We start from the raw sequence: 12,730 nt of genomic DNA on the forward strand, positions 1-12,730 counted from the left end.
CCCGCGTCTACTCGTTGAACCACTCGGACTTCACGTCGTAGCCGTCGCCGTTCCACGAGAGCTGCATCTGGTACGAGCCGAACTGGCCGACGTCGTAGCCCTTCTTGCCGCAGTCGGAGTCGCCGCCGTCGGTGATGTAGAGCTTCTCGTTGTAGTTGTTGTCGATCAGGCGGCCCGAGACACCGTGGCCGTCCGCCTTGGTGTCGCAGACCTTGAACATGTCTCCGTCGTCGATGAAGGTCATCGTGCCCCGGCCACCCGGGAGCGAGATGGTCTTGTTGCTGTCGAGCGTGGAGAAGTCGGAGGCCTGAGCCGTCGACGTGGTACCGGCGAAGACCGTGGCCACAGCCGCACCGGCCATGGCTGTACGGGTGAACGATCCGAACACTGAACTTCCCTTTCACTGCAGGACTGCGGAGCAGCCCCACGGCCCCCCGCCCTGATCGAGATCGACCTTAGACACCTGATGATCAAACGGGAATCGAATTCAGGTCATGTGCGACTTACCGGAATTCGGAGTTCCGAAAGCCGGCGGGGCGCGGCACCCCCCGTCGGGTGCCGCGCCCCTTTCCCCGCTCCCCCAGGGGTGGCCTACGCGGCCGGCTCCAGTGGCGGAAGCGCCCCGGTGCGAGCCGCCTTGCCGTACCACAGGGCGCTGGACTTCGGTGTGCGCTGGAGCGTCGCGTAGTCCACGTACACCGCGCCGAAGCGCTTGCCGTAGCCGTACGCCCATTCGAAGTTGTCCAGCAGGGACCACAGGAAGTAGCCGCGGACGTCCGCGCCGTCGGTGATCGCGCGGCGGACCGCGGACAGATGGCCGTGGAGGTAGGAGACCCGCTCCGGGTCGTGCACCCGGCCGTCCGAGTCGATCTTGTCGTCGTAGGCCGCGCCGTTCTCGGTGATGTACAGCGGCAGCCCCGGCGCCTCCCGGGTGTAGCGCATGATCAGCTCGTGCAGACCGGTCGGGTCGATCGTCCAGCCCATCTCCGTGCGGTCACCGGGCGTCTGGTGGAAGGCGACATCGCCCGCGGCCGGCCACGGCGAGTGGTCGCTCGCCCCGTGGCCGTCGGCACGCGGCGCCCGCGCCGACGCGTCCGCCGCCGAGACCAGCGCGGGCGTGTAGTAGTTGAGGCCCAGCGCGTCCAGCGGCTGGTTGATCAGCGTCAGATCGCCGTCCAGGACGTAGTCCCAGTCGGTGAGTTCCGCCGTCGCCGCGTACAGCGACTCGGGGTAGACGCCGTGCAGGATCGGGCCGTGGAAGACCCCGTTGGCCAGGTCGTCGATCTTCTGGGCCGCCGCCAGGTCCGCCGGGCTCTGCGAAAGAGGCCGCACGGTCGCGGAGTTGAGCGCGATCGCGACCTGGTTGCGGGCCGGCATCGCCGACCGCAGCGCCGACGCGCCCAGCCCGTGCGCCAGGTTCAGATGGTGCGCGGCACGCAACGAGGCCGCCGGATCCGTACGCCCCGGCGCGTGCACCCCGGAGGCGTAGCCCAGGAACGCGCTGCACCACGGCTCGTTGAGCGTCATCCACTGCTCGACACGGTCGCCCAGCGCCTCACCGACGATCTGCGCGTACTCCGCGAAACGGTACGCCGTGTCGCGCTCCGGCCAGCCGCCCGCGTCCTCCAGATCCTGCGGAAGGTCCCAGTGGTAGAGCGTGACCGCAGGCTTGATGCCCTTGGCCAGCAACTCGTCCACCAGCCGGCGATAGAAGTCCAGGCCCTTCTGGACGGCCGGGCCACGCCCGGTCGGCTGCACTCGCGACCACGAGACGGAGAAGCGGTAGGCACCCAGGCCCAGGTCCGCCATCAGCGCCACGTCCTCGCGGTAGCGGTGGTAGTGGTCGACAGCGATGTCACCGTGGTCGCCGCCGACGGTCTTGCCCGGCGTATGGCTGAAGGTGTCCCAGATCGACGGCGTACGGCCGTCCTCCCGCACCGCACCCTCGATCTGGTACGCGGAGGTGGCCGCGCCCCAGACGAAGGCCGGAGGGAAGGTCACCGCGGTGGCCGAGTTCTCGGAATCAGGCATGGAAGCGCTCCCAAGGGGGGTCGTGGAGAGGCGACGGGTGGAGGGGGAGAGGGAGTTCACGAACAGGGGCCGGAGCGGCGCTGGTCCGGCCCCCTGGAGAACGGGCGAGGGCGTCAGCCCTTCACGGCGCCCTGCATGATGCCGCCCACGATCTGCTTGCCGAAGATCGCGAAGACCAGCAGCAGCGGCAGCGTGCCCAGCAGCGCGCCCGCCATGATCAGGGACTGGTCGGGGGTGTACCCGCGACCCAGGCCCGCGACCGCGACCTGCACGGTCGGGTTGCCCATCTGGGTCAGTACCAGGAACGGCCACATGAAGTCGTTCCAGGTCTGCACGAACGTCAGCATCCCGAGCACGGCCATCGCCGGCCGCGCCGCCGGGAACACCACGTGCCACACCACGCGCCAGCTGCTCGCTCCGTCGACGCGGGCGGCCTCTATGATCTCGTCCGGCAGCGCCTGGATCAGGTACTGCCGCATGAAGAACACACCGAACGCGCTCACCAGCGACGGGAAGATCACCGCCTGCAACTGGTCCGTCCAGTCGAGCTTGGCGACCATCATGTACAGCGGGATCACGCTCAGCTGCGGCGGCACCATCATCGTGCCGATCACGATCAGCATCAGCGCGCCCCGGCCCCGGAACCGCAGCTTGGCGAAGGCGAAACCGGCGATCGTCGACAGGACCACGATCGTGGCCGCCGAAACACCCGCCACGATCGTGGTGTTGAGGAACGCCTCGCCGAGGTTCGCGTCCTTCCAGGCGATCTCCAGCTTGTCGAACAGACCCGAACCGAACCAGAACGGCGGCGGCGTCTGCGCGAGCCGCTGGTTGTCACGCGAGGCGGCGATCGCCGTCCACACCAGCGGGAACAGCGAGACGATCGTGAACACGATCATGATCGCGTAGGCGATCGGACCGCCGTGCAGCTGCCCGCCCGCCCGCGCGGACTTCGGCATACGGGGCCGCCTGGCCCGCTCGGCGGGCGGCTTGGCGTCGGGCGGCGTCAAAGTCGTCGTCACGGCCGGAACTCCTTAGCTACTGGCGCGCAGCCGGCGCGAGAGGACGTAGTTGACGATGCCGATGACGATCAGGATCAAGAACATCGTCCAGGCGATCGCCGAGGCACGGCCCAGATGCTGGGCGACCCAGCCCTGCTCGTACAGATACAGGCCGAGCGTCTGGAACTGGTGCTCCGCACCGCCGGACGTGCCCTTGTTGGCGTCGAACAGCAGCGGCTCGCCGAACACCTGGCTCGCCCCGATCGTCGAGACGACCACGGTGAAAAGGATCGTCGGACGCAGCGACGGCAGCGTCACATGGATGAACTGCTGCCAGCGGTTGGCCCCGTCCAGCGCCGCCGACTCGTACAGATCATGGGGGATCGCCTGCATCGCGGCCAGGTAGATCAGCGCGTTGTAGCCGGTCCAGCGCCAGACGATGATCGTCGAGACGGCGATCTGCGAGGGCCACTTGTCGTTCTGCCAGTCGAGCGGATCGATCCCGGCGAAGTCCAGCGCCCAGTTGATCATGCCGTAGTCACGGCCGAAGAGCAGCACGAACACCAGCGAGGCGGCGGCGATCGACGTCGCGTACGGCGCGAGCATCGCGACCCGGAAGAACGTCGAGGCCCGCAGCTTGTAGTTGAGGATGTGGGCGATGCCCATCGCCATCAGCAGCTGCGGGACGGTGGAGATGATGCCGATGGTCAGGGTGTTCTTCGCGGCGTTCCAGAAGAAGTCGTCGTCGAACAGCCGGGTGTAGTTGCGCATCCCGACCCAGTTCATGTCGGTCGGCGCGGTCAGCTCCACCTGATGCAGCGAGGCCCAGCCCGTGTAGATCAGCGGGAACAGGCCGAACGCGATGAACAGCAGGAAGAACGGCGACACGAAGGCGTACGGGCTCCAGCGCAGGTCCCGCTGCCAGCGGCGGGACAGCCGCTCCCGGCGCCGCCGCTCCTTCTGCGCCGCTACGGCGTCCCCGGGCGGGCGGCCCGGGGCCGCGCCCCCCTCCGTGGGGGGCGCGGCGGTGTCGTGACGGGTGGTCATCCGGGTCACTGGTCCAGCTTGTTGTCGATGCTCTTGACCGCGGACTCCCAGGCCTCCTTGGCCGACTTGCCCTTCGTCACCAGGATCACGCCGTTGTCCGACAGGCCCTGCATGATGATCTGGTCCTTCGGGCCGATCACCTGGACGGGGGCGGCCTTGGCGGCCTCGGCGAAGATCGGGCCGATCTCCTGCTTACCCGTCATGTCGTTCGTGGCGCCCGTCACTTCGGGCATCGTGTAGGAGGACGGGGCGCTCGGGAAGCTGGCCTGCACCTTGAACAGCTTCGCCTGCTGCTCCGGCGCGGTCAGCCAGGCCACGAACTTCTGGGCCTCCTTCACGTTCTTGCCGCTCTTCGGCACGGTGAGGAAGGTGCCGCCCCAGTTGCCGCCCTTGGGCGCCTCGGCCACGGCCCACTTGCCGGCCGCGTCGGGCTTCGCGTTGCCCTTGATCGTGCCCAGCATCCACGGCGGGCAGGCGATCGCGGCGAACTTGTTGTTGGCGATCGTGGAGTTCCAGGACGGCTGGAACTGCGTCTGCGACTGGACGAGACCCTTCTCGGCTGCCTCGGAGGTCAGGTCGAAGGCGGCCTTCACGGCGGGGTTCGTCTTGTAGATGATCTTGCCGGAGGAGTCGTAGAACTTCTCCTTCTCGCTGCCCAGGATCGCGTTGATCAGACCGCCGGGGGAGTCCATGAAGAAGGTGCCCTTGGGAGCCTTCGACTTGTAGCGCTCGCCGACGTCGACGAGCTTGGCCCAGTCACCGGCCCACAGCTTGCCGACCTCGGCCGGGTCGGTGGGCAGACCGGCCTCCTTGAAGAGGTCGGTGCGGTAGCAGATCGCCATCGGGCCGACATCGGTGCCGAGGCCGATCGTCTTGCCGTCCTTGGTGGTGGCCTGCTGCCACTTCCAGTCCAGCCAGTTGCTCTTGCTCACGCCCGAGACCTTGGACATGTCCTCGAGCTTGCCGGCCTGGGTGGCCGTGACCTCGGCGATGTTGGCGACCTCGACGGCCTGGACGTCCAGCAGACCACTGTTGGTGGTGAGGTGGTTCAGCAGCGCCGGGTAGTAGTTCTCGTTCCGCTCGACGACGTTCTGCTCGATCTTGATCTTCGGGTTGAGCTTCTCGTACTCGTCGTAGAGGCCCGCCTCCTTGAAGCCCATGGTGCCGAAGAGCCCCACCGAGATCGTCGTCTTGCCGCTGCTGTCGCCGGACGAGGAGCCGGAACTGTCGTCGCCGCCGTCGTCGGCACAGCCGGCCAGCAGCCCGGCGCCCAGCGACGCGACGGCCGCGACGACCATCGCCTTGCGGGCGGTTCGGATGCGTGCTCGCATGTCGTCCTCCTGTTGCCCTGACGTGCCGACCCCCCGGCCAACTGCATTGTTGGACCCGTTTTCACTCGCTTCGGCTCGGGCGGGGAACGTGCGGGTTGTGTATGTGTCAGGTACTGTGGGAGCGCTCCCACCAGTGATGTGTTGAAGGTTCGCGGGTCGGGGCGGGGGTGTCAAGGGACCGGACAGGGAGAGATGCGTTCAGTTATCGGGCCGTTAACTGGACCCGGTGCGGAGCCCGTTGCGGCCCGGGCCGGCGGTGTCGAGCCGGTCGGACGGGCCCGTGGGACCCAAGCGGAGGCCGGGGGCGGCAAGCCCTCGGTGGCGGTCACTACAGCTGACGAGCCTGTTAAATTCCAGGCCAGCCGCAGAGTGCGGGTGTGGACGGGAAGGCGGAGCCCATGGCAAGCCACGGAGCGCGGGGCCGAAGCGGTGGCCGGCCCACCCTCGAAGAGGTGGCGGCGCGCGCCGGTGTCGGCCGCGGCACCGTCTCCCGGGTGATCAACGGCTCGCCCCGGGTCAGCGACGCGACCCGCGCGGCCGTCGAGGCGGCGGTCGCGGAGCTCGGATACGTCCCGAACACCGCCGCACGCGCCCTCGCGGCGAACCGCACCGACGCGATCGCGCTGGTCGTCCCCGAGCCGGAGACGCGGTTCTTCGCGGAGCCGTACTTCTCGGACATGCTGAAGGGCGTCGGGGCGGCGCTCTCCGACACGGAGATGCAGCTCCTGCTGATCTTCGCGGGCAGCGACCGTGAACGCCGCCGCCTCGCCCAGTACTTGGCGGCCCACCGGGTGGACGGCGTCCTGCTGGTCTCCGTGCACGCGGACGACCCGCTGCCCGACCTGCTGGCCCAGCTGGAGATACCGGCGGTGATCAGCGGCCCGCGCTCCTCCGCGGAGTCCCTCCCGTCGGTCGACTCCGACAACTACGGCGGCGCCCGCCAGGCCGTCGAGCACCTGCTGTCCGGCGGCCGCCGCCGGATAGCCCACATCACCGGACACCTCGACGTCTACGGCGCCCAGCGCCGTATCGACGGCTACCGCGACGCCCTGAGCGACGCGGGCCACGAGGCGGACGAGGCACTGATCGAGGCGGGCGACTTCACCGAGGAGGGCGGCCGCCGTGCCATGGCGGCCCTGCTGGAGCGCCGCCCCACCCTGGACGCGGTCTTCGCCGCCTCCGACGTCACCGCGGCCGGTGCCCGCCAGGCCCTGCGCGAGGCGGGCCGCCGCATCCCCGACGACGTCGCGCTCGTCGGCTACGACGACTCCGCCATCGCCCGCCACATGGACCCGCCCCTCACCAGCGTCCGCCAGCCCATAGAGGAGATGGGCCACCGCATGATCGACCTCCTCCTCACGGAGATCGCCGACCGCCGCCCCTCGGCCTCCCGGGGCCTGGAGCGACGCCAGATGGTCCTGGCCACGGAGCTGGTGTCCCGGTCGTCGTCCTGACAGCCTCGGCGATCACGTCCTGGCCGCTGCCGGCCGCCGCAGCAGATAGGCGGCCGCCGTCGAGACCAGGACGGCCATGCACGCGATGAAGACCAGGCCCGCGCCCTCCAGCCCGATCGGGCCCGTCAGCAGGCCGACGCCGATCACCGGGACCGAGATGCCCGCGTAGGCCACCACGAACAGGGCCGAGATCACCGCCGCGCGCTGGTGCTCCGGCGAGGCCCGGGCCACCTCGGACAGCGCCCCGCGGAACGCCAGCCCCTGCCCGATCCCGCCGACGAGCGCGCTCAGCACCACCAGCGCCATCAGATCCCACACCAGCGCGCCCGCGAGCAGGGCGAGCCCGGCGAGCAGCCCCGCGCAGCCCAGCGGAAGGGAGCGCCGTACCCCGACCCGGCCGACCGCGAGTTGGCCGGCCGTCGAGGCGAAGAAGGCCAGCGCGACGATCAGCCCGCTCACGGCGTGGTCGGTCACGCCCAGGGACTCGGCGAGGAACTCCGGGCTGACCGACGTGAACACCCCGAACAGCGCGAACCCCACGAAGGAGGCCGTCGCCGCGGGCCCGAACACCGCCCGCACCCGCGGCGGCAGAACGGGCCGCTGCGGCCGTACGGTGCGCAGGGGCCGCAGCTCCCGCACGGTCTCCGGGAGCCGGACCAGCACGGCGGCGCAGGCGGCCACCAGGACGAGGTGCGTGACGAACGGCAGATACAGCGGCCAGGGCGCGTACTGCGCGAGCACCCCGGACATGAGCGGACCGCAGCCCAGTCCGCCCATGTTGGCGGCGGTCGCCACGAACGTGGCCCGGGAGGCACCGCCCTCGGGCGCCAGCTCCATCACATACGCGGTGGCCGCGCCGGTGAACAGCCCGGCGGACAGTCCCGACAGCAGCCGCCCCGCGTACAGCCAGCCCAGCCCGGTGGCGCACAGGAAACAGACGGCGCTGGCCGCGGCGAGGCCCAGCCCGCACAGCAGCACCGGGCGTCTGCCCACCGCGTCCGAGGCGTTGCCGACCAGCAGCAGCACGCCGATGACCGCGAAGGCGTACAGGGCGTACACCACGGTCACGGTCAGCTCGGAGAACCCGAACTTGTCCTGGTAGAGGGGGTAGAGGGGAGTCGGCAGCGTGGTGCCGGCCATACACACGGCGAACACCGCCCCGCCGAGCACACACGCGCGCCACCCTCGGTGTCCACCGTCCATGGCGCCGACGGTAGCCCCGCCTCCGGGCCACCCCGGACAGGCGCGGCAGGCGCACAAAAAGCTTCAGCCGGTGGCTTCTTTTACGAAGCCACCGGCCGAATACTCAGGGTGAGTGACGGGACTTGAACCCGCGACTTCCTGGACCACAACCAGGTGCTCTACCAGCTGAGCTACACCCACCATGACCGGCTTGGAGGTCTGTGACTTCCTGACCGGCCGAGAAAAAGTGTACAGGGTCCGAAGGGGTGCTCGCGCCCACCTTTCCCGGCGCTCCCCGACGGGCCCCTGTCACGCCTACTGAGCAGGCAGAACGTGCTTCGCGGCGATCGTCTTCGCGGTGTCCGAGTCGGGCCCGGGCTGCGGGACGAAGACGGCCTCGCGGTAGTAGCGCAGCTCCGCGATGGACTCGCGGATGTCGGCGAGCGCGCGGTGGTTGCCGTTCTTCTTCGGGCTGTTGAAGTACGCCCGCGGGTACCAGCGGCGGGCCAGCTCCTTGACCGAGGAGACATCGACGATGCGGTAGTGGAGGTAGTCCTCCAGCGTCGGCATGTCGCGCAGCAGGAAGCCGCGGTCCGTGCCGACGGAGTTGCCGCACAGCGGGGCCTTGCCCGGCTCCTTGACGAACTCCCTCACATACGCCAGGACCTGCTCCTCGGCGTCCTTCAGCGTCGTGCCGTCCGGCAGCTCGGCGAGCAGCCCGGACGCGGTGTGCATCTGACGCACCACATCCGGCATCGTCTCCAGCGCCCGGTCCGGCGGCCGGATGACGATGTCCACGCCGTCACCGAGCACGTTCAGCTCGGAGTCGGTCACGAGGGCGGCCACCTCGATGAGCGCGTCGTCCGACAGCGAGAGGCCGGTCATCTCGCAGTCGATCCACACCATGCGATCGTTCATGTGTCTAACCTTACGGCCCACTGCCCCGGGCTCGGCCCGGTCGTGCAGTGACCTTGTCGTCGAAGGCCGGCCCGCGCTGAGAACGGCTCCGGAAACGGCGCCGGGCCCGCGGGGAGGGCTTCCTCCCCGCGGGCCCGGTCACCGGCTCACGTCGCGCTGCGCTGGCCCGGCAGACTCGCCCGGGCCGATATGTAGGCCTCCCGGCCGTTGTCGGAGGCGGCCGACGCCGACAGGGCCGGGGACGATCCGACCGCGCTCGCCGCCGCCGTACGGCGGGACTGCAGCGGGACCGGATGCTCCGGGTGCAGCGGTGCGGGCGCCTGGCCGGGATGGCCCGGGTGGCCCGGCATGCCGCCCCCGGGACCGCCCGGTCCGCCGTCGACGTCCTGGGGCCGCTCGGCCTGCGGACGACGGGCGCGGTACGCCGCCCGGTACGCGGCCGGGGACGAGCCCAGCTGGCGGCGGAAGTGCCCGCGCAGGGCGACCGGCGACCGGAAGCCGCAGCGTCCCGCCACCTCGTCCACCGAGTAGTCCGACGTCTCCAGCAGGCGCTGCGCCTGGAGGACCCGCTGTGTGATCAGCCACTGCAGCGGGGCGCTCCCGGTCAGCGAGCGGAAGCGGCGGTCGAACGTACGACGGCTCATGTACGCGCGTGCCGCCAGCGTCTCCACGTCGAACTGTTCGTGGAGGTGCTCCAGCGCCCAGGCGACGACCTCCGCGAGCGGGTCGGCGCCGATCTCCTCTGGTAAAGACCTGTCGAGGTAGCGCTCCTGGCCGCCCGACCGGCGCGGCGGGACCACCAGGCGGCGGGCCAGCGCGCCGGCCGCCTCGTTGCCGTGGTCCGTCCGCACGATGTGGAGACAGAGATCGATTCCGGCCGCGGTGCCCGCCGACGTCAGCACGTCCCCGTCGTCGACGAACAGCTCGCGCGGATCGACGTGCACCGACGGGTAGCGCTTCGCCAGCGTCGGCGCGTACATCCAGTGTGTCGTCGCGGGCCGGCCGTCCAGCAGGCCCGCCGCCGCGAGGACGAAGGCGCCGGTGCACAGTCCGACGATGCGGGCGCCCTCCTCGTGGGCGCGGCGCAGCGCGTCGAGCGCCTCGTCCGGTGGCGGAGAAGTGATCGAACGCCAGGCCGGTACGACGACCGTGCCCGCCCGTGAGATCGCTTCCAGGCCATGTGGTGCGCTGAGTTCGAGGCCCCCTGTGGTCCGCAGCGGGCCGTCCTCACCTCCGCACACCAGCAGTCGGTAGCGCGGCACGCCGGCGTCCTGGCGGTCGATCCCGAACACCGACAGTGGTATGGAACTCTCGAAGATGGGGCCGCCGCTGAACAGCAGCACCGCGACGATCTCCTTGCGGCGTCGCCCGGAAAGCTTCCGGACGCCGGCTTCCGGCGCGGCAGTGGAGTCGTGGCTCATACTGCTAAGCCCCCCTCGGTGGTCGCGGCTCCTCGGTTGTGTCGCTCCTGCACGTTTCCCCTCGGTCCTGCACGAGTCCCCCGCCGTAGACAGTCAAGATCGAATCTACTGTGTGCCGTCGTGCCGAGGTGGCCGGTTCGGCACTCGGCACATTGTCGACTTGGCAACTTGGCGTGAAGCATTCGATCACGAAGCGTTGCACTCGTGGGGCGTGCAGGGAAGTGCGCCTTGTCGCAGTGGCCAATCCGCGTAGGGTGCGCAGGTCCCCCGAGGCCCTTTCCGTGCAGGTCGAACGGGGGTTGGGGGGTGCTTCGGCAGGGTGATGCACAGGTGCGAGAAGTTGGCTGAAAACCGCCGTGCACGTGCACTGAAACCGGTCAGCCGACCGGTGTATCTCCTCCAGTGTGCCGCCCGCCCCGATGGGACCCCGTTCCGGTCCGGTGGTGCCGGCCCCGGTGGGGTGCGCGGTCCTCGGCCGCCAGCCGGGCCGCGCCGCGCTCGGACTGGCGCAGCAGCACCCGGCAGGCGCCCGTGACGGCGGCGAGCCCGAGGGCCGTGCCGGCGGCACCGGCCAGGGAGCTGCCGTAGCCGAGGAGCACGACGGGGACGAGCAGGCAGCTGAAGGCCGCCCAGCGAATCACATCCGTCGCGGTGTCCCGCGACGGCGGGGCCGCGCGGTCCGCCTCGGAGGCGATGCTGGGTCCGGACATGGATGCTCCCTGTGGCATGAGTCACGGGGTTCAACGCGTGGCGGGGGCGTCGGTCACTGTGTGAGCCGATCACCCCCACGGGTAAGTGAATCCTGTGCAAACCGCCTGTACAGCGCAGCAACCATTGCGTTACGGGCGTCGCCTCGTGCATGCTCCCTGGAACCCGCACGCACCGTGAGCGGGATCTGGGCTAAGGAGGCGTGCCGCCGTACCCTTGGGGGTATGGGGTTGGGAAGACCATTCCCGGACACAGCTCCGACGCACACTGTCGTCCCCCAAATAAGGATCACAACGCCGAGACAGCCATGGCCGGTCACGAATTCTTCGAACCAGCGGACCGCAAGCGGCCCGTCGCCGATCCCACGGCGGCCGAGCCCCTGGCGGCACAAGAGCCACGCCATTCCTGCGATCCCGCCTTCAAGCACGGCGTCGTCGTCGGATTCGACGGCTCCATGTCCAGTGAGCGCGCCCTGGCCTACGCGATCGGGATGGCCCATCGCTCGGGGTCGGGCCTGATCATCGTCCATGTGGCCAACCGGCTGCCGACCACGGTGTGGGCCGGCTGCGAGCCGCCCGTCTTCGTGGACGTGCCGGACCATCGGACCGAGGTGCTCGGGCTGGAGCTGGCGTGTGCGGAGTATCTCTCCGAGGTGCCCTGGATCCTCGTCGAGCGGGGCGGGGACATCTGCCACGAACTCGAAGAGGTCGGCCGGGAGTACGAGGCCGACGCGATCGTCGTCGGGTCGAGTCACGGCATCGTGGGGCGCATCTTCGGTTCGGTCGCGGGGCGGCTCGCCAAGCGGGCGCAGCGGCCGGTCGTCGTCATTCCCTGAATTCCCCGAAGCGTCCCGAGCGGCGACTCCCTTGGTGCGGTGCGTAAAACTACTTGCGCGTAGAGGTGTTTGTGCCCTTGTGAAGGGCATATACGGTGCACCGCACAACTGCACATGCACGAAGGGAGCCCGCCGTGGACAAAGACGTCTCCGCGGGAAGCGGCATCACGACCGTGGTCGGTCGACTCGCCCTCGGAATCACCCTGTTGGCCTTCGGGTTGGGGCACACGACCGTCATCGACGGTGTGTCAGCCGCTGACGCCACGTCAATCGCCCAGTATGTGGGCGGCATCGCCCTCTTCGTCGCCGGGCTGATGGCCCTGCGGGAGGGGGACTCCGCCGGGGGTACGGCGTTCTCGGTGCTCGGGGCGCTGTGGTTCACGTGGGCCGTGTCGGACGGCGCCGCCGGTAACGAGGCCGGGCTGTTCCTGCTGTTGTTCGCCGTCGCGGCGCTGTCTCTGATGCTCGCGGGTGGGGATCAGCTGGGGCAGGGGATGTACGGGCTGTTCTTCGTGGGCCTGTTGCTCATGGCGATCGCCGAGTTCGCCGGTAACGGCGGGCTCGTGAAGGTGGGTGGGTGGTTCGCCGTGGCCGCGGGGGCGGTGGCCTGGTATGCGGCGACCGCGGCCCTGGCCCACTGGCCCACCGCTGTTCCGCGACGGCGTGCTGCCGGTCGGGGCGTGACGGCCACCGGCTGAACTCGGCAGCCGACGCTGGGGTATTGGGCGGCCCCGGCGTGTGAAAACGGACCCCCTGTGCGCTGGTGGCAGCACGTGGGGGTCCGTCCTCATTGGTTGGCCTG

12 protein-coding genes and 1 tRNA gene are annotated in these 12,730 nt (G+C 69.8%); 3 read left to right on the plus strand and 10 right to left on the minus strand.

Features of this window, described 5'->3' with window-relative positions; translation table 11 throughout:
• Positions 1 to 7: 7 nt before the first annotated feature.
• The 5 genes from KJK29_RS24000 to KJK29_RS24020 form a co-directional block, all read right to left on the minus strand.
• Entirely contained in the window at positions 8 to 361 is a 354-nt protein-coding gene (locus KJK29_RS24000) for a hypothetical protein (RefSeq protein ID WP_215121187.1), read from the minus strand.
• Between the two features lie 230 nt (positions 362 to 591).
• Positions 592 to 2,031, minus strand: coding sequence for a GH1 family beta-glucosidase (locus tag KJK29_RS24005; RefSeq protein WP_215121188.1), 1,440 nt, complete (start codon positions 2,029 to 2,031; stop codon positions 592 to 594).
• A gap of 113 nt (positions 2,032 to 2,144) precedes the next feature.
• Positions 2,145 to 3,053: a carbohydrate ABC transporter permease gene (locus KJK29_RS24010; protein ID WP_215121189.1), complete on the minus strand. Its 909-nt coding sequence runs from the start codon at positions 3,051 to 3,053 to the stop codon at positions 2,145 to 2,147.
• A 12-nt stretch (positions 3,054 to 3,065) separates the two neighbouring features.
• On the minus strand, positions 3,066 to 4,079 hold the full coding sequence (locus KJK29_RS24015) for a carbohydrate ABC transporter permease (protein ID WP_215121190.1): 1,014 nt from the start codon (positions 4,077 to 4,079) through the stop codon (positions 3,066 to 3,068).
• 5 nt (positions 4,080 to 4,084) lie between these two features.
• On the minus strand, positions 4,085 to 5,410 hold the full coding sequence (locus KJK29_RS24020) for an ABC transporter substrate-binding protein (protein ID WP_215121191.1): 1,326 nt from the start codon (positions 5,408 to 5,410) through the stop codon (positions 4,085 to 4,087).
• 398 nt (positions 5,411 to 5,808) lie between these two features.
• On the opposite strand from KJK29_RS24020, the gene KJK29_RS24025 reads away from it, so the two are divergent.
• The gene (locus KJK29_RS24025) at positions 5,809 to 6,864 is read left to right on the plus strand and encodes a LacI family DNA-binding transcriptional regulator (RefSeq protein WP_215121192.1); all 1,056 of its coding nucleotides are present in this window, start codon (positions 5,809 to 5,811) and stop codon (positions 6,862 to 6,864) included.
• Between the two features lie 12 nt (positions 6,865 to 6,876).
• Here KJK29_RS24025 and KJK29_RS24030 read toward each other — a convergent pair whose 3' ends face one another.
• The 5 genes from KJK29_RS24030 to KJK29_RS24050 all read right to left on the minus strand — a co-directional run bounded on the left by KJK29_RS24030 (position 6,877) and on the right by KJK29_RS24050 (position 11,095).
• Positions 6,877 to 8,067, minus strand: coding sequence for an MFS transporter (locus KJK29_RS24030; RefSeq protein WP_215121193.1), 1,191 nt, complete (start codon positions 8,065 to 8,067; stop codon positions 6,877 to 6,879).
• A 107-nt stretch (positions 8,068 to 8,174) separates the two neighbouring features.
• A tRNA-His gene (locus KJK29_RS24035) sits at positions 8,175 to 8,247 on the minus strand.
• Between the two features lie 114 nt (positions 8,248 to 8,361).
• The gene (orn, locus tag KJK29_RS24040; RefSeq protein ID WP_215121194.1) at positions 8,362 to 8,964 is read right to left on the minus strand and encodes an oligoribonuclease; all 603 of its coding nucleotides are present in this window, start codon (positions 8,962 to 8,964) and stop codon (positions 8,362 to 8,364) included.
• 146 nt (positions 8,965 to 9,110) lie between these two features.
• Positions 9,111 to 10,385, minus strand: a complete 1,275-nt coding sequence (locus tag KJK29_RS24045; RefSeq protein WP_215121195.1) for a helix-turn-helix domain-containing protein — start codon at positions 10,383 to 10,385, stop codon at positions 9,111 to 9,113.
• A gap of 377 nt (positions 10,386 to 10,762) precedes the next feature.
• Positions 10,763 to 11,095, minus strand: coding sequence for a hypothetical protein (locus KJK29_RS24050; RefSeq protein ID WP_215121196.1), 333 nt, complete (start codon positions 11,093 to 11,095; stop codon positions 10,763 to 10,765).
• A gap of 305 nt (positions 11,096 to 11,400) precedes the next feature.
• Between KJK29_RS24050 and KJK29_RS24055 the strand changes: the two genes are divergently transcribed.
• Positions 11,401 to 11,928, plus strand: coding sequence for a universal stress protein (locus KJK29_RS24055; RefSeq protein ID WP_215121197.1), 528 nt, complete (start codon positions 11,401 to 11,403; stop codon positions 11,926 to 11,928).
• Between the two features lie 134 nt (positions 11,929 to 12,062).
• Positions 12,063 to 12,626, plus strand: coding sequence for a GPR1/FUN34/YaaH family transporter (locus KJK29_RS24060; protein ID WP_215121198.1), 564 nt, complete (start codon positions 12,063 to 12,065; stop codon positions 12,624 to 12,626).
• Positions 12,627 to 12,730: the final 104 nt, after the last annotated feature.

This window comes from Streptomyces koelreuteriae (assembly GCF_018604545.1).
Classification (GTDB): domain Bacteria; phylum Actinomycetota; class Actinomycetes; order Streptomycetales; family Streptomycetaceae; genus Streptomyces; species Streptomyces koelreuteriae.